Origin of the sequence: Hymenobacter negativus (assembly GCF_017571495.1) — a bacterium.
In the GTDB taxonomy this organism is placed as follows: domain Bacteria; phylum Bacteroidota; class Bacteroidia; order Cytophagales; family Hymenobacteraceae; genus Hymenobacter; species Hymenobacter negativus.
This window is the reverse complement of the sequence record NZ_JAGETZ010000001.1, coordinates 348,274-365,764: the sequence shown is the minus strand read 5'-3', so window position 1 is coordinate 365,764 and position 17,491 is coordinate 348,274. Positions and strand designations below refer to the sequence as shown.

Here is a 17,491-nt window from a genome sequence, read left to right as displayed (position 1 = left end):
CGGGAAGAGGTTTTTGGTGCCGGGGCCGGTCGGCCACCGCTCTACTCCGAGCGGGCGGTGCGCCGGCCCCGGCAGCCCTCGGGGCCGGCGGCACCGCACGGCGGGGATGGGTTTCCTCGTCTTTTTATCTCTGGCTTTTATACTGAACAAATACCTGCTCGCCCCGCTGGCCGCCCCTGCCTCGCCCATCCCCAGACCGGCGCGGTCGGCATCGGCACCACCACCCCTAGCGCCTCAGCGGCGCTCGACATCAGCAGCACCACCAAGGGGGTGTTGTCGCGCCTGAGCAATGCCCAGCACACGGCCCTCATGGCTGGCCCCACCGCGCCGCCCGTGGCTGGACTGGTGATTTTCGACAATATAGGCCACCTTCGACGGCGTGAACCTCATTGACATTCAGGTACTGTGCCGCCGCGTGCACGCCTTGCAGACCGAAAACGCCAGCTAGCGGCTCCGCCGTCCCGCGCTACTCTAACCTTCTCCAGAAAAGGGGCGGGAGGATGAGGTTCGTTGACCATCCTATCCGCCCCAATGGCACCTTACCCGCCGGGCCTTTTGGTGTCCCTATTACCTCGTCAGAGACAAAGGCCGAAGCCCGAAAATCAGGCACTAGCCGTAGCTTGCGGCCGCAAACACTCCTGCCACCTAATTTTCTGTGATGAATCACCTTGTCTTTCGCCTTGGCCTGCTGCTGGCCCTGGCTCCCGCTTCCGCCGCCCTCGCCCAAAACGTCGGCATCGGCATTACGCTGCCGCAGAGCCGCCTGCACGTGGCCGATGGCAGCGTGCTGTTTTCCTCCACCGGCAACGTATCCGGCAACGCGCTGCCCATCAGCGGCGCCGGCCGCCGCCTGCTCTGGTACGCCGACAAGGCCGCTTTCCGGGTGGGCTACGTGGATGGTATCCAATGGAACGACAGTTTCATCGGGCTCTACTCCTTTGCCACCGGCTACAATACCCAGGCCAACGGGCAGTATTCCTTTGCCGCCGGCGACGGCTCCCAGAGCGTGGGTGCATCGTCCGTGGCGATGGGCTCCGGTGCCTACGCCAGCGCTGCGCACGCCGTGGCCCTGGGCCAGGGCAACCAGGCCACCGAAGAGAATGCCCTGGCGCTGGGCAGCAGTAACATAGCCGGCGGCCTGTACAGCATTGCCATCGGCTCCGGCAATATTGCCAATGGTAATTTTGGCATTACCATCGGGCTGCAGAACCGGGCCAGCGCCAGCTTTTGCACCGCCGTCGGCAAAAATGCCTACGCCGCCCACCAGGGCGCCATAACCCTCGGCGACGGCAGCGGCAGCTTCTCTTCCGACTACATCACCAGCTCGGCCACCAACCAGATGACCATGCGCTTTTCCGGCGGCTACCGGCTCATCACCTCGGTGCGGGGCAACTCGCCCACAACCAGCGCAGGGGGGACCATCACCGGCGTGGAGCTGACGCCCGGCGCGGGCTCGTGGACCAGCCTGAGCGACCGGCGGGTCAAGGAAAACTTCCGCCCCATTGATGCCGAGCAGGTGCTGCAGAAAGTGGCCACGCTGCCCATCACCGAGTGGAACTACAAGGCGCAGCCCGCCACCCAACGCCACGTCGGCCCCATGGCTCAAGACTTCTACCAGGCCTTTCGCCTCGATGGCATCGGCCGCGACACCACCATCAATACCGTCGACATCGACGGCATCAACATGGTCGCCATCCAGGCCCTCTACCGCCGCGTGCGGGCCCTCGAAGCCGAAAACGCCACCTTGCGGCAGCAGGCCCAGCAGAGCCGGCAGGGCGCCGAGGCCAGCACCGCCACCCTGGAAGAGCGTCTGCGCCGCCTCGAAGGTTTGCTCGGGGCTCAGGCCCAGCGCTAAGCCCCGGCGTGCAATTGGGAATGGGGCTGGGCATAACGCACGGGGGCACGGCCGGCGCCCCCAGGTGGGCCTGCTGGCCCAGGTGGTGGAAAAGATATTCCCCGAGCTGGCGAGCACCGGCGCCAATTCCTATAAGGCCGTCAACTACGCCCAGTATACCCCCGTGCTCGTCGAAGCCATTAAGGAGCTAAAGGCTGAAAACGACGCGCTGAAAAGCCGCGCCACGACCCTGGAAACCGCCGCCCAGGCCGCCGACCACGCCAGCCTGCTCACCCTGCAAGTCCAGATGGCCCATGTGCTGGGCGAGCAGCCCCGGGCGCAGAAGTAGCGCGGGCAGGGGCGCCGCCGGCTCTTCCCATACCTCCACAAAAAAGCCCTTGGCCTAACGACCAGGGGCTTTTTTGTGGGGTGCCGGGGTGAGAGGAGGGAGGCGCGCTAGGCGGGCAGGGCGTCGTGGCGGGTTTTCACCTGGGCCAGGCAGTCCTGATAGCCGGCGAGCTGGCGCTGGGCCGCATCCAGCTCCTGGCTGCGGCGGAAAGCACCCCGACCGCCCTGGCCGCCGAGCTGCTCGTCCTGCAATTTTTCGCGGTCGCGCTTGAGGCCGCGCAGGCGAATTTCTTCCTTGGTGCGGGCGTCGCCCAGGGTCATGGCGTCCGCTCTACAGCCCTTCCAGCCACGCGGCCTCGTGCAGGTAGCCCTGGCGGCGGGCCTCCAGCAAGGCCACGGCCAGCGGGCTGCCCGGCGCTTCGGGCCGCAGGGCATCGGTGGCAGCTTCGAGCAGACGGGCCAGCCAGCGGCGGCGCAAAGCCACGGCCGGGGCGTCGGGCACGTCCGGGCCGGGGGCGGGCAGGGCGGCCCGCAACAACGGGCCGGCGGCCAGGCGGCGGGCGGCGGTGCGGTGGGTGGCCTGCAGCCCGGCCTGCTGCTGACGCAGGCGCTGGGCCTGGTAGTGGCACTCGGCCCAGCGGGCGGCCACCGGGGGTGGGGCGCCGGGCGGCAGGGTAGGAGCAGGGGCCGCTTCGGAGGCCGGGGCGGCTTCGGGCGCGGCCTGTGCCAGGGCCGCCAGCCAGGGGCGCAGCCAGGGCCGGGCGTGGGCCGGCAGTTGCTCGCGCCCGGTTTCGATGCTGGCCAGCAGCGCTCGGCTCAGCCCTAGCCAGGGGGCCAGCGCCGGCTGGCTGAAACCAAAATGGGCGCGCACGGCGCGCAACTGGTCAGAAGTGCTCATAGAGGCCGGTCCGCCTGCGCGACCTCACGGATTGTGAAGCGCGGCAAAAAACCGTGAGGAACAACGCGACCTCACGGCTTTTGGTGTACGGTGAAAAACCGTGAGCTGCTGAAGTGTCCGCCGCAAGGCAAGGAGCGGCTTTCCGGTGGGCGGGCCGTTCGGCCCGGCTTTATGCGAAGCCGATTTTGCTGCCGCCCAGGCCCGCCAGTCGCAGCCCGCCCTAGGTGGCGCGTCCACCCTCATGGGTGCCACGCTGGGCACGGTGGTGACGGTGAGCGACGCGCTGGGCCGTCCCGTGACTTCGACCACGGCCGACGCGGCGGGCACGGCCGCGCTGGTGCTGCCGGCCGGGCTGCCGGCGGGCGTGTACCTGGTGCGCGTGGGCAGCAAGGCCTTGCGCCTGACGGTGGAGTAGGGGAGGGTTTATTCAGTAGTTGCGGCCAACGCCGCCGTCGTCTCGCTCGGGATGGCGGCAGCGTTGGCATTATCCCAAGGCTGAAAAACAACATGTTTATGTCATACCGCCGTGGTGGTGACAGGGGTACCTTTGCCGAATTGATTTATTAGAATCTATTCATTGGCCGTCGTTTCGAAAGGGAGGGGGCGGTTGCTTTCCCTCATCCTTTTACCAGACGTATGGTTCTTTTTACTTTATGCTCTAACCGTGTCACGCGTGCGGCCCACGTTACCCGCCTGGCCCGGCTGAGCGGTTTCCTCACGCTGTTGTTCCTGCTCTTTTCCGGCACATGGGCCGGCTCCGTCCGGGGCCAGCAGCGGCCTGCTTCAGCCAATGGAGCCACCGCCCGGACCGGCGCGCTGCCCGCCGTGGTCCCGGCCTCCACTTCCTCCCGCCATGCCACCGTCACGACCCGTTTGCTGACGAACGCCAACCGCACCTACGGCTACGAGGTGCTGGTGAATGGGCAGGTGCTGGTGTCGCAGCCCAGTATCCCGGGCCGCCCCGGCAATGAAGGTTTCCACACGGCCGCCGAGGCCCAGCGCGTGGCCGGGCTGGTAGCCCGCAAGGTGCGCGCCGGCCAGATGCCGCCCACCGTGACCGCCGCCGAACTGAAGCGCCTACATGCGGGCCAGTAGGGACCTTTTGTAATTCTCTTTCTCCTCTCTCTTTTTATATGACCCAACTTTACGTACGTATCCAGGCTTGGCTGCTTGGGATACTTTTTCTGTGCGGAAGCCTACCGGCTGTAGCTCAAAACACCTGGACTCAGAAGGCCAATTATGGTGGCGGCGGGCGCTATTATGCCACCAGCTTCAGTATCGGCAGCAAGGGCTATATCGGCATGGGCTATACGGCCACCGCCCGCACCACCGACTTCTGGGAGTATAACCCCGCCACGAACGTCTGGACTCAGAAGGCCGATTACGCTGGCTATGCACCAACCGGAGCAGTCGGCTTCAGCATTGGCAGCAAGGGCTACATGGGCGTAGGGTTCTCCAGCAATTCCCAGGAATTTTTTGAGTACGACCCGGCCGCCAACGTCTGGACCCGCAAAGCCGATTTTGCCGGCGGCGGAAGGCAGAACGCCGTCGCTTTCAGCATCGGAAGCAAAGGCTATGTGGGTACGGGTACTTATAGTAATAACCCACCGCTCAAAGACTTTTGGGAATACAACCCGGCCACGGATACGTGGACGCAGAAGACCGATTTTCCGGGCGCAGCGCGGTACCAGGCTGCTGGCTTCAGTATTGGCAGCAAAGGCTACATCGGCACTGGGTTTTATGCTTCCAATGGCACCACCAAAGACTTCTATGAGTATGACCCCGCTACCAACGCCTGGACACGTAAGGCCGACATCGGCGGAACCGAGCGCTACGGAGCTGCGGGCTTTAACATTGGCAGCCTAGGCTATATATGCGCGGGTACCAACACGCAGACTGCTCAGCAAACCAACGACGTTTGGCAGTATGACCCCGGCACCAACACCTGGACCCAGAAGACGGCCAGCGGGGGCGGGGGGCGGGTATTCCCGGTCGGCTTCAGCATTGGTAGCAAAGGCTACATTGGCACGGGCCTGTCAGGTAATACTTACGCCGCCGACTTCTGGGAATACACCCCCAGCGCGGCGGCTCCCAGCATTAGCTCCTTCTCGCCGGGCAACGGCCCGGTGGGCACCAGTGTAGTGCTGACGGGCACCAACCTGACCGGCGCCACCTCCGTCACTTTTAACGGCACGGCCGCCACGAGTTTCACGGTGAACTCCGCAACGCAGATTACGGTGAGCGTGCCCACGGGGGCTACGACCGGTATCATCGCCGTGGCGACACCCGGCGGCACCGCCACCTCGGCCAGCACCTTTGCCGTGGCGGTTCCCTCCGTGGCGTCGGTGACGCGCCTGACGCCTTCGCCCACGGCCATGGCCCAGGTGAGTTTCCGCGTGACTTTCTCAGTCAGCGTGACGGGCGTGACGGCCAGTAATTTCACGCTCACGCCCACGGGTACCGTAAGCAGTGCATCGGTAGCCGGCGTGAGCGGCTCGGGCACGACTTACACCGTGACGGTGAATACGGGTACCGGCGACGGCACCTTGCTCTTGAACGTGGCCAACAGCACGGGCCTCTCGGCCACGATGAGCAACACGCCTTACACGGCGGGCGAGCTGTACACCATCATCAAAAGCTTCGCAGCCGCGCCGCAGCTCATCCTGCGGGGCGCGGGCTCGGCCAGCGGAAGCTTTAACGACGTGACGGCCTTCGTGGACGCGGTGCAGGTGCTGCAAGGCGGGACGGCTTTCACCAACGGACTTACCAACGGCACGTTTGAAACCAGCAACGTGGCGGCCGGGAGTTTTCAATACGCTGGCTCCGTCGTGGCGGCCCCCTGGAGCTTTGCCGGCAATGTCGGCGTCTCGCGCAACAGCAGCGGCTTCGGGTCGACGGCGGCGCAGGGTGATGCCGTGGGCCTGCTGCAAACGTATAACGGTGCCGGGGGCAGCCTGGCCCAGAACCTGGCTGTGCCCACGGGCAGCTACCAGGTGAATTTTCAGGCCGTTCAGCGCAGCAACAACGGCCCCAGCGACCAGGTCGTGAACGTGTTCCTCAACAACGGAACTAGCGACGTGTTCATCGGCACCACTCAGCCCTCCTCGAATACCAGCTACTCGGCCTTCACCTCGGCTACGTTCAGCGTGACGGCCCCGGCCCTGGCGGCCACCATCAGCAGCACAGCCAGCAACCCGACGACGACCTCGCCCATTCCCGTGACGGTAACCTTTTCGGCCAGCGTGGGTACCACGTTTACCGCTTCGGACGTAACCGTCGGCAACGGGACGCTCTCGGGCTTCTCGGGCTCGGGCTCGACCTACACCTTCAACGTGACCCCGGCGGCCTTCGGCACCGTGACGGTGAACGTGGCCGCCGCCATGGCCCTGGACGCCAACAACACCGGCAACACGGCCGCTCCACAGTTCAGCATCCAATACAGCCAGCCGGTGACGGCAACGCCGGCGGTGGCGGCCCCGGGCAACGGGGCCCTGACCAACTTGGCGACGCCCACCTATAGTGGTACGGCTGTGGCCAACTCGACGGTCACGGTATACGTGGACGGCACCAGCATTGGCACAACCACGGCAACCGGCGGCAGCTGGTCCCTCGCGCAGCCCACGGCCCTGGCCCAGGGCGCGCACACGGTACGGGCCACGGCCCAGCTCAGCGGCCAGGCCGTGAGCGCCAGCTCAAATACGAACACCTTCACGGTGGATTCGGTGCGGCCCACAGTGGCCATCAGCAGCACGGCCAGCAACCCCACGAACACCACGCCCATTCCCGTGACGGTGACCTTTAGCGAAGGGGTGACGGGCTTTGTAGCCGGTAATGTGAGCGTGACCAACGGCACGATTATCGGCTTTACGGGGGTTAGTGGCAGCTCCACCTATACCTTCACCGTGACGCCGACCACGGCCGGCACCGCCACCACCGTGAACGTGGTGGCCAACGTGGCACAGGACGCGGCTGGTAACGGCAACACGGCCGCCACGCCGTTCAGCGTCACCTACCAGCTGCCCACAAGCCTGAGCTGCGTAACGGCGAACAACGCCCTGAACTTCGACGGTGCCGATGACTACGTGCGCGGTACCACCCCGCTGCCGGCCCTGACGGCCCTGACGCTGGAGGGCTGGGTGTACCAGGAAGCCAACAGCGGCTTGCGCACGCTGCTCAACGGCGACGATTTTCCCGGCGGTGCCGTGCATATTCACATGACCAATGGCGCGATGCAGTTCACGGTGAACGGCAGCAGCCCGTCCGACTACTACGCCTCGACCGGGGTAGCGCTCAACACCTGGGCCCACGTGGCCGTGGTGTACACCAGCACCGGCGGTGCCGGTGGCACGGTGAAGTTTTACCTGAACGGCGCGCCCCTGAACACCGTCAGCGCCGCGAGCACAGTGGCCATCGCAAGCCAGAATTACAGCGTGGGCGCCTGGTTCTCCGGGGGCCCCCAGCGCTTCTTCGACGGCTCGCTCAACGAGCTGCGCGTGTGGAGCGTGGCCCGGACCGATGCCCAGATTGCGGCCAACTACCAGGCGCAGCTCTCCGCCCAGACGGGCCTGATTGCCTGCTACTCCTTCAACCAGGGAACCGCCAACGGCACTAACACCACCCAAACTACGCTGGCCGACGACTCGGGCAGCGGCCGCACCGGCACACTCACAGGCTTTGCCCTGACCACTGGCTCGCAGTCGAACTACGTGACGGGCAACAACCTCAACCAAACCTTGGCCATCACCGGCTTCACGCCGACCAGCGGCGTAGTGGGCCAAACCATCACCCTCACGGGTACGGGCTTCACCGGGGCCACGGGCGTGAGCTTTAACGGCACGGCGGCCACCACTTTCGCGGTGGTAAACAGTACGACCATCACGGCAACGGTACCCGCCGGGGCCACGTCGGGCAACCTGCGCGTGACCACGGCTTGTGGCACGGTGGCCAGCCCCAGCGCCTTCACCCTATGCACCACCGCCCCCGTGGCCGTGGCCCAGAACGCCAGCGTGACGCTGAGCGTGAGCGGCAACGCCACGCTGGCGGCCACGGCCGTGAACAACGGCAGCACCGCCAACTGCAGCCCGGCCGCGGCCGCCAGCCTAAGCGTGTCGCCCAGTAGCTTCAGCTGCACCGATGCCGTGCCCGCCACCGTGGCCAGCGCCCTTACTTTCAATGGTACTAACCAGTACATCAGCTTGCCCACCACGGCCATCGTGCCGGTGGGCAACAGCGCCTACACCATCGAGGCCTGGATTAAGCCCACCCAGATGGGCGTCTACGGCATCATCGGCTGGGGTGAATACGGCACCAGCAACCAAGTAAATGCCCTGCGCCTGAGCGCCAACGGCCTCATCAACTACTGGTGGGGCCCCGACCTCATCGTGAGTACGCCCAGCCTAGTCGGGGCCTGGCACCACGTGGCGGCCACCTTCAACGGCACCACCCGCACCATCTACCTCGACGGCGTGGCCGTGGGCAGCGACACGCCCGGCAGCCACACCGTGCCCGACGCCCGAAACCTGCGCATCGGCGTGACCAACACCAACGGGCCCAGCCGGGCCGAGGAATACTTCCCCGGCAGCATCGACGAGGTGCGCGTGTGGAACGTGGGCCGCACTGCTGCCCAAATCAATGCCGCTAAAGGCGTGGGCCTGCCCGGCAGCACCCCCGGACTGGTGGCCTACTACCGCCTCAACGAGGCCAGCGGGCTGACCGCGGCCGACGCGACCGGCAACGCCGCCAACCTGGGTACGCTCACCAACGGCCCCACCTGGACCCCCGACGCGGCCCCCGTCGTGAATGGCCTGCCCGTGACCCTGACCGTGACTGATGGCGGCGGCAACACCGCCACCGCCCCGGCCGTGGTGACCGTGACGGTACCCGTTACGCCCACCACTACCTGGACCGGCAGCACTAGCACCGCCTGGACCGACTGCGCCAACTGGAGCTACGGCAAGGTGCCCGACGCGACCACCAGCGCCGTTGTCCCGGCTGGCCTGGCCCGCTACCCCGTCCTGGCCACGGGCACCTTCCCCGTGCAGGACCTGACCATCAACGCCAGCAGTAGCCTGACGCTGAACGGCGGCGCCACGCTGCAAGTGAACGGCAACCTGGCCAACAGCGGCACGGCCACCCTCTCGGGCACCGTGGCCTTTGTGGGCAGCACCGCCACCCAGACGCTGAGCAACGGCTCGGGCTTCACCACGCTGGTGGTGAACAAGCCCAGCGGCACCGTGCAGCTCGGCCAGACCCTGACCATCAACTCGGCCCTGACCCTGACCAGCGGCACGCTCACCACCGCTAGCTACCAGGTAAACCTGGGCGGCTCGGCCACGTTGAGCGAAACCGACGCCAGCTACGTCGTTGGCAAAGTGGTGGCCAACCGCTCCCTGGTGCCCGGCACGGCCGAGTCCTTCAGCGGACTGGGCCTGACCCTGACCCCGGCCGCCGGCTCGGTGGCTCCTGGCGCCACCCTCGTGACGCGTACTACGGGCACGGCCATTGCCGGAGCCGGCACCAGCCAGAGCATTCTGCGCAACTTCGACATCCGCCCCGCCACCAATGCGGGCCTGAGCGTGACGATGAACTTCTCCTATTTCCCCCACGAGCGCAACGGGATTCCGGTGGCCAACCTGGCCCTGTTTAAGTCGGTGAGCGGCGGCACGCCCTGGATTCCGCAGCGCGGCACCACGGCCGCCGGCAACGTCGTGACCAAAACCGGCATCGCCGACTTCTCGGTCTGGACCCTGGGCAACTCGGCCAACCCGCTGCCCGTGGAGCTGACCGATTTCACCGCCGCGCTGGCCGGCCCGGCCGCCGTGCGCCTGGCCTGGACTACGGCCTCGGAGAAGAACAGCGCCGCCTTTGAGGTGGAGCGCAGTGTGAGTGGAACGGCCTTCGAGCGCATCGGCACGGTAGCCGCCGCCAGTGCCAGCAGCGCCCCGCGCACCTACGAGCTGCTCGATGCCAAACTGCCCGGCGGCGCGGCCCTGCTTTACTACCGCCTCAAGCAGGTAGACGCGGACGGTACGTTTGCCTACTCGCCCGTGCGCACCGTGGCGCTGACGGGCACGGCGACCGGCCTGGCCGTGTACCCCAACCCGGCCCACGGCGGGGCGGCTACGCTCACGGGCGCGGAGCCCGGCACGCGGGTTATGGTGTTTGATGCGCTGGGCCGCCCAGTGCTGGCCGCAACGGCTGATGCCACTGGCACGGCGGCGCTGGTGCTGCCCGCCGGCCTGCCCGCGGGCGTGTACGTGGTGCGCGCCGGCAGCAAGGCCGTGCGGCTGAGCGTGGAGTAAGCCGTCGTTGCGTTCCCTCCCGAGGCTGAAACAGCCGCCGTCCCGCCCGGGGCGGCGGCTGTTTGCGTCGTGGGGCGGGGCCCCAAAGGGGGGAAGAGCCCGCCGAAGGGACAAATCCCTGCCAAAATGCGCCGATGACGAAAGATTGGCAGGGATTTGTCCTTATTCCAGTGAGTGGGCTGCCGACCTTTGCCGCTGGCAACCGGGACGGGCTACCCGCCCGCAGGCCAGAAACTGAGCGGCACGTTAGCTTGGTTCCTAGCCCGCCCGGCCCCCTGGCCTTATCCCCGGAGGTGGCGCTCCCCCCTCACGCTTATGCAACACCTGAACCCTTCGGCCGCCGCGGTGGCCCCATGCCTTTCGCCTGCCGGGCCCACGCTGGCCCGTGTAGGCCGGCGGCTCCGGCAGTTGGTGCTGCCCGGGCTGCTGGCCCTGGCCGGCCCCGCCGCCCAGGCCCAAACCACGACCACCTACCCCTACACCGGCGCGGCCCAGACCTACACCGTGCCGGCCGGCATCACGGCCCTGCAGGTGGTGGCCACCGGCGCCAGCGGGGGCGCGTTCAGCAACGTCGGCAACTACAGTTACGGGGCGCGGGTGCAGGCGACTATCACCGTGGTGCCCGGTGAGGTGCTCACGGTGCAGGTCGGCGGCCAGGGGACCAGAACCGGGGGCGGCACCGGGAGCGGCGCTGCCCCCGGCGGCTACAACGGCGGCGGCAGCGGGAACATCACTTCCGGGGGCGGGGCCAGCGACGTGCGCCGGGCGGCCAGCGTGGGCAGCACGGGCGACTACCTCACCACCCGCAACGCCCTGCTCGTGGCCGGCGGCGGCGGCGGCAGCGATTTCGCCGCCGCCGCCACGGGCGGCAGCGGCGGCACCCCTACGGGCGGCAACGGTACCCCTTCTAACAGCGCGTTTGCCGGTGGCCAGGGTAGCGGGGCCAGCCAGAGCGGGCCGGGCAGCGGCGGCAACTTCGCCGGCATCACGGGCAGCCCCGGCAGCAACGGCACCGGCGGGGCGAGCAGCTATGGCTACGGCGGCGGCGGGGGCGGCGGCTACTGGGGCGGCGGGGGCGCCGCCTACCAGGCCGGCGGCGGGGGCGGCTCGTCGTGGGTACGGCCCACCGGCAGCAGCGGCATCAGCTACGCCGTGGCTTCGACCACCGGCAACGGCAGCGTGGCCATCACGCCCGTGGCCACCACCTTTACCTTCACCGCGCCCGGCGGCCCGCAGACCTACACCGTGCCGGCCGGCGTGACGGCCGTGCAGGTGGTGGCTACCGGGGCCAGCGGGGGCGTATATGACGGGGCCAACGTTGGGGCGCGGGTGCAGGCCACGGTGCCCGTGACGCCCGGCGAGGTGCTGACGGTGCTGGTGGGCGGCCAGGGCAGCAGCAGCGGCATAGCCGCGCCCGGCGGCTACAACGGCGGCGGGGCGGCCAGCTTTTCCAAAGGGGGAGGCGGGGCCAGCGACGTGCGCCGGGCCCCGGCTGCGGGCAGCACCGGCGACTACCTGACCACGCGCAACGCCTTGCTGGTGGCCGGCGGCGGGGGCGGCAACGACTACGCCCCCGCCACGGGCGGCAACGGCGGCACCCCCACCGGCGGCAACGGTAACGGCGCGAATGCCAGCAGAGTGGGCGGCGGGGCCACCCAGAGCAGGCCAGGCCCCGGCAGCAACAACGGCAGCCCCGGCAGCACCAGCACCGGCGGGGGGGGCAACTTTGGCGGCGGCGGGGGCGGGGGCTACTACGGCGGGGGCGGCGGCTACTACGGCGGCGGCGGGGGCGGCGGCTCGTCGTGGGCCACGGCCCCGGCCACCGGGGTTAGCTATAGCCTGGCGGCAGCTCCCGGCGACGGCAGCGTCAGCATCCTGCCCCTCACCACCGCCTACGCCTACACCGGCACCCCGCAGACCTACACCGTGCCGGCCGGCGTCACGGCCGTGCGGGTGGCCGCCACCGGGGCCGGCGGGGGCATGGGCTATTATGGCATCGGCGGCAGCAACGGCGCCCGTGCGCAGGCCACGCTGCTCGTGACGCCCGGCGAAGTGCTGACCCTGTACGTGGGCGGGGCCGGGAGCAACAACGGCCCGGGGGGCTACAACGGCGGCGGCAACGGCAGCCTCGACCAGTACCAGGGGGCCGGGGGCGGCGGGGCCAGCGACGTGCGCCGCTCGGCCCTGGCCCCCAGCACCAGCCTGGCCGACCGGCTGCTGGTAGCGGCCGGCGGCGGCGGCGGTGGCGGCTACAACGACGGCGGGGCCGGGGGCACTCCCACCGGGACTGATGGTCAAGGGATTTACGGCCCCGGCCGGGGCGCTACGCAAACGGCGGCGGGCGGTGCCGGGGCCCTGGGGCAAGGCGGGGGCGCCAGTGGCTCGGGCGGCGGCGGCGGCGGCGGCTACTACGGCGGCGGGGGCGGCGGCTTCCGCGATGGTGGCGGGGGCGGCTCGTCGTGGGTGATGCCCACCGGCAGCGGCGGCATCAGCTACAGCGTGGCTTCGGCCGGGGGCAACGGGGCCATTACCATCACCCCTGTGCCCTTGGCCGACCTGGTGGTGAGCACCGCCGGTCAGACCGTGACCGAGGGCCTCTACAACTCCATCACGGTGCAGAGCGGCGGCAGCGCCACACTGGCCGCCGCCACCTACGTGGTGGCCGGTACCACCGTGCAAAGCGGCGGGGTGCTGAACGATGGCTGCCAGGTGCTCAGTGGCCCCGGCAGCTTCACGCTGGCGGCGGGCGGCACGCTGGGCATCTGCGCGGCGCAGGGCATCAGCAGCAGCGGCAGCACCGGGGCGGTGCAGGTCACGGGCCCCCGCTCGTTCAACGCCGATGCGCTCTACACCTACAACGGCACGGCGGCCCAGGTCACGGGGGCGGGCCTGCCCGCTACCGTGCGCACCCTCACGCTGGCCAACGCGGCGGGCCTCACGCTCACGAACAGCGTCGCGGCCACCAGCGCCGCCACCCTCACCACGGGCGTGCTCACCACGGGCCCCAACGCCCTCACGCTGGGCAGCACCGCCACCCTGGGCGAAACGGCCACCGGCTACGCCACGGGCACGGTGCAAACCACCCGCTTGCTGGCCACGGCCGGCGCCCCCGAAACCTTCGGGGGCCTGGGCCTGACCCTCACGCCCAGCGGGGCCACGCTGCCCGGCAGCACCCTGGTGGTGCGCACCACCGGCACGGCCCGCACGGGCGCGGGCACCAGCCAGAGCGTGAAGCGCGTGTTCGACATCCAGCCCACCGTCACCAGCGGCCTTAATGTGGCCCTGGCCCTGACCGTGCGCGACGACGAGCGCAACAACATCCCGGCCGCCAACCTGCTCCTGTTCAAGAGCGAGAACGCGGGCGCTACCTGGCAGCCGCAACGGGCGGCCACGCTGGCCACCACGGCGGCCAGCGGCAGCCAGCCCACCACCTACACGGCCAGCCTGGCCGGCATCAGCAGCTTCTCCATCTGGACCCTGGGCAACGCCGCCAACCCGCTGCCCGTGGAGCTGAGTGCCTTCACGGCCACGCCCGCCGGGCCAGCCGCCGTGCGCCTGGTATGGGCCACGGCCTCGGAAAAGAACAGCGCCGCCTTCGAGGTAGAGCGTAGCGCTGACGGCGAGCTGTTCGCCCGTATCGGCACGGTAGCCGCCGCCGGCAGCAGCAGCACCGCCCGCGCCTACGAGCTGCTGGATGGCCGGCTGCCCGCTGGCGCGGCGCGGCTCTACTACCGCCTGAAGCAGGTGGACGCGGACGGCACGGCCGCCTACTCGCCCGTGCAAACGGTGACGCTGGGCACGGGCGGCCTGGCCCTGTACCCGAACCCCGCCCCCAGTGGCGCGGCCACCCTCACCGGCGCGGCGCCCAGCCAGGCGGTGCAAGTGCTCGATGCGTTGGGCCGGGTGGCGGCCACGGCCACCGTGGGCCCCGATGGCACCGCTGCCCTCGGGGGGCTGGCCCCCGGCCTATATCTGGTGCGGGTGGGCGCTGGCAGCGTCCGCCTCACAGTGCAGTAGGTCACCCCGGCCTCCACGTAAACCGCCGTCGTCCTACCAGGGGCGACGGCGGTTTACGTGGAGGCCGGGACCAGCAGGCGGTCAACAACCGGGACAAAGGGGCAAATCCCTGCCAAAATGTACCGGCAGTCACCGATTGGCAGGCATTTGCCCCTCCCCGGTGAACGGGTGGCGGACCTTTGCATGTATCCAGTACGCTCGGGCAGCTGCCTGAGTAGCTCGTTTCCCTCTCCCACGAAAGCCAGGTCGCCCAAGCTGACCAGTCACACCTCGCCCACTCCCATTTTATGCAATCCCCCTTCGCCTCGATTGCCCGCGCCCGGCACCCTGCCCGACCGATGGCTGCCAACCGCCTGCTGCTGGCCCTGCTGGCCGCCCTGCTGCCCTTGGTAGCGTTCGCCCAAATCCTGCCCGGCACCCTGAGTGCCGGCGGCAGCCACAGCCTCCTGCTGCTGCCCGACGGCACCCTGCGCACCTGGGGCAACAACGGCTCCGGGCAACTCGGCAACGGCACCACTACCACCAGCGGCAGCCCCGTCCAGCCCGGCACCGCCACCACCTACGCCCAGCTGGCCGGCGGGGGCAACCACACCGTAGCCCTGCGCGCCGACGGCACCCTCTGGGCCTGGGGCCTCAACCCCAGCGGCCAGCTCGGCGATGGCACCACCACCCGGCGCCTTACGCCCGTGCAGATAGGCGCCACCACCAAGTGGAAACAGGTAGCCGCCGGCTATGACCACACCCTGGCCCTGGCCGCCGATGGCACGCTCTGGGCCTGGGGCTACAACTCTTATGGCGAGCTCGGCGACGGCACCACCACCAACCGCAGCAGCCCGACCCAGGTAGGCACCGCCACCACCTGGCTGAGCGTGGCGTGCGGCGACTACCACAGCCTGGCCGTGCGCGCCGATGGCACGCTCTGGGCCTGGGGCCTCAACAGCACCGGGCAGCTCGGCGACGGCACCACCACCAACCAGAGCACCCCGAAGCAGGTGGGCACCGCCACTACCTGGCTGAGCGTGGAAGGCGGCGGCGGCCACACCCTGGGCCTGCGCGCCGATGGCACGCTCTGGGCCTGGGGCTACAACTCTTATGGCCAGCTCGGCGATGGCACCACCACCAACCAGAGCGCCCCGAAGCAGGTGGGCACCGGTCGGCTGTGGCGCCAGGTGTGGGGCAGCATCTACGGTAGCGCCGCCATCGCGGCCGACGGCACCCTCTGGGCCTGGGGCTTCAATAACAAAGGCCAGCTCGGCGACGGCAGCACCACTGATAAGGCCACCCCCACCCAGGTAGGCACCGCCACCACCTGGGTGAGCGTGAGCCTGAGCGACTTGCACACCCTGGCGCTGCGCGCCGATGGCGGCGTGTGGGCCTGGGGCAACAACGGTAACGGCCAGCTCGGCGACGGCACCAATACCAGCCGCAGCGCCCCGGCGCAGGTGCTGGGCGTGGTGGGCCTGCCCACCCGCAGCCTCAACGCAGGCCTGCGCCACAGTGCGGGCGTGGATATGCAGGGGCGGCTCAAGAACTGGGGCAGCGGCGGCAACGGCCGCCTCGGCACCGGCAGCGTGGCGGCCGCCCTCACGCCCGTCACGCCCGTCGCGCCCGGCCCCGCCACCAGCTGGGTACAGGCCATGGCGGGCAGCGGCTCGTTCTCGCTGGGCGTGCGGGCCGACGGCACCCTCTGGGGCTGGGGCTACAACGGCAACGGCCAGCTCGGCGACGGCACCACTACCCAGCGCACCACGCCCGTGCAGTTGGGCGTGGGCCAACTGTGGCGGCAAGCCTGGGGCGGCGAAAACCACGGCCTGGCCCTGCGCGCCGACGGCACCCTCTGGGCCTGGGGCCTCAACGACGATGGCCAGGTGGGCGACGGCACCACCACCCAGCGCACCACGCCCGTGCAGGTAGGCGCCGGCATTGTGTGGCGTAGCGTGGGCGGGGGCAACAACCACTCGCTGGCCATCGCCGCCAACGGCACCCTCTACGCCTGGGGCCTCAACAACGCGGGCCAGCTCGGCCTGGGCACCACCATCAGTGGCAGCAGCCCTGCCCCGGTGGCGGGCGGTGGCCTGTGGCTGGCCGTGGAGGGAGGCTTCAAGTTCAGCATCGGGCTGCAACCCAACGGCGGGGTCTATACCTGGGGCGACAACGGCCAGGGCCAGCTCGGCAACGGCACCAACACCCCGCGCAGCACCCCCGGCGCCCTCACCAGCGCCGTGCCCTACACCCAGGTGGCGGCCGCCAGCTTCCATAGCGTAGGCATCCGCGCCGACGGCACCCTCTGGAGCTGGGGCTACAACAGCAACGGCCAGCTCGGCATTAACTCCACCGCCAACAGCAGCAGCCCCGTGCAGGAAGCCACCGCCGGCACCGCTTGGCTGATGGTGAGCGGGGGCGCCACCCACTCGCTGGCCCGCACCGCCTACGGCCCCAACTTCTTCTCGACCGGCGACAACACCTTCGGCCAGCTCGGCGACGGCACCACCACCCAGAGCCTGGTGTACACCCGCACGGGCGATACCGACGGCCAGCCCCTGCCGGTGCAGCTCGTGACCTTCACCGCCCGCCGCCAGTCGCCCACCCTCGTGGGCCTGACGTGGACGACGGCCAGCGAAGTCAACAACGCCGGCTTTGGGGTAGAGGCCAGCCCCGACGGGCAGCACTGGACGCGCCGCGCCTTCGTAGCCGGGGCCGGCAGCAGCAGCGCCCGCAGCTACCGCTACGAGGTGGCCGAAGCGGCCAGCGCCTACTACCGCCTGGCCCAGACCGATACCGATGGCCCGGTGGTCTACTCGCCGGTGCAGTACGTGGCCGGCGCGGGCACCATGTTCAGCGCCTATCCCAACCCCGCCCCCGGCGGCGCGGCTACGCTGGTGGGGGCGGCCCCGGGCGCGGCCGTGCAAGTGCTCGACGCCCTGGGCCGGGTAGCCGCCAGCACCACCGTAGGCCCCGAGGGCACGGCCGCGCTGGTGCTGCCGGCCGGGCTGCCGGCGGGCGTGTACGTGGTGCGTGTGGGCAGCCGCGCCGTCAGGCTGACGGTGGAGTAACCGGTAGAGCTGAGGCTTGAGCCGCCGTCCCAGCCAGGGC

General features: G+C 69.3%; 10 protein-coding genes. 8 read left to right on the top strand and 2 right to left on the bottom strand.

Annotated elements, in window-relative coordinates; translation table 11 throughout:
* The first annotated feature begins 57 nt into the window (after positions 1 to 57).
* The 3 genes from J4E00_RS01590 (at position 58) to J4E00_RS01580 (ending at position 2,183) form a co-directional block, all read left to right on the top strand.
* On the top strand, positions 58 to 393 hold the full coding sequence (locus tag J4E00_RS01590) for a hypothetical protein (RefSeq protein ID WP_208173255.1): 336 nt from the start codon (positions 58 to 60) through the stop codon (positions 391 to 393).
* A gap of 265 nt (positions 394 to 658) precedes the next feature.
* Positions 659 to 1,855, top strand: coding sequence for a tail fiber domain-containing protein (locus J4E00_RS01585; protein ID WP_208173254.1), 1,197 nt, complete (start codon positions 659 to 661; stop codon positions 1,853 to 1,855).
* Between the two features lie 85 nt (positions 1,856 to 1,940).
* The gene (locus J4E00_RS01580; RefSeq protein ID WP_208173253.1) at positions 1,941 to 2,183 is read left to right on the top strand and encodes a hypothetical protein; all 243 of its coding nucleotides are present in this window, start codon (positions 1,941 to 1,943) and stop codon (positions 2,181 to 2,183) included.
* Positions 2,184 to 2,290: 107 nt separating this feature from the next.
* Here J4E00_RS01580 and J4E00_RS01575 read toward each other — a convergent pair whose 3' ends face one another.
* The gene (locus J4E00_RS01575; protein WP_208173252.1) at positions 2,291 to 2,503 is read right to left on the bottom strand and encodes a hypothetical protein; all 213 of its coding nucleotides are present in this window, start codon (positions 2,501 to 2,503) and stop codon (positions 2,291 to 2,293) included.
* A 10-nt stretch (positions 2,504 to 2,513) separates the two neighbouring features.
* Positions 2,514 to 3,080, bottom strand: a complete 567-nt coding sequence (locus J4E00_RS01570) for a helix-turn-helix domain-containing protein (protein WP_208173251.1) — start codon at positions 3,078 to 3,080, stop codon at positions 2,514 to 2,516.
* A 145-nt stretch (positions 3,081 to 3,225) separates the two neighbouring features.
* Between J4E00_RS01570 and J4E00_RS01565 the strand changes: the two genes are divergently transcribed.
* From J4E00_RS01565 to J4E00_RS01545, 5 genes are all read left to right on the top strand, one after another.
* Entirely contained in the window at positions 3,226 to 3,495 is a 270-nt protein-coding gene (locus tag J4E00_RS01565; RefSeq protein WP_208173250.1) for a hypothetical protein, read from the top strand.
* Positions 3,496 to 3,716: 221 nt separating this feature from the next.
* Positions 3,717 to 4,175 carry a DUF4907 domain-containing protein gene (locus tag J4E00_RS01560; protein WP_208173249.1) on the top strand — a complete coding sequence of 153 codons (459 nt, stop codon included), beginning with the start codon at positions 3,717 to 3,719 and terminating at the stop codon, positions 4,173 to 4,175.
* 38 nt (positions 4,176 to 4,213) lie between these two features.
* Entirely contained in the window at positions 4,214 to 10,381 is a 6,168-nt protein-coding gene (locus J4E00_RS01555) for a LamG-like jellyroll fold domain-containing protein (protein ID WP_208173248.1), read from the top strand.
* 315 nt (positions 10,382 to 10,696) lie between these two features.
* Positions 10,697 to 14,398, top strand: a complete 3,702-nt coding sequence (locus tag J4E00_RS01550) for a beta strand repeat-containing protein (RefSeq protein WP_208173247.1) — start codon at positions 10,697 to 10,699, stop codon at positions 14,396 to 14,398.
* Between the two features lie 287 nt (positions 14,399 to 14,685).
* Positions 14,686 to 17,451 (top strand): T9SS type A sorting domain-containing protein, encoded by a 2,766-nt coding sequence (locus J4E00_RS01545; RefSeq protein WP_208173246.1) that lies wholly within the window; start codon positions 14,686 to 14,688, stop codon positions 17,449 to 17,451.
* Positions 17,452 to 17,491: the final 40 nt, after the last annotated feature.

Excerpts from the sequence above, each read along its gene's own strand:
- J4E00_RS01570 (WP_208173251.1), bottom strand. The coding sequence starts at position 3,080 with ATGAGCACTTCTGACCAGTTGCGCGCCGTGCGCGCCCATTTTGGTTTC.
- J4E00_RS01560 (WP_208173249.1), top strand. The coding sequence starts at position 3,717 with ATGGTTCTTTTTACTTTATGCTCTAACCGTGTCACGCGTGCGGCCCAC.
- J4E00_RS01550 (WP_208173247.1), top strand. The coding sequence starts at position 10,697 with ATGCAACACCTGAACCCTTCGGCCGCCGCGGTGGCCCCATGCCTTTCG.
- J4E00_RS01575 (WP_208173252.1), bottom strand. The coding sequence starts at position 2,503 with ATGACCCTGGGCGACGCCCGCACCAAGGAAGAAATTCGCCTGCGCGGC.
- J4E00_RS01555 (WP_208173248.1), top strand. The coding sequence starts at position 4,214 with ATGACCCAACTTTACGTACGTATCCAGGCTTGGCTGCTTGGGATACTT.
- J4E00_RS01545 (WP_208173246.1), top strand. The coding sequence starts at position 14,686 with ATGCAATCCCCCTTCGCCTCGATTGCCCGCGCCCGGCACCCTGCCCGA.
- J4E00_RS01585 (WP_208173254.1), top strand. The coding sequence starts at position 659 with ATGAATCACCTTGTCTTTCGCCTTGGCCTGCTGCTGGCCCTGGCTCCC.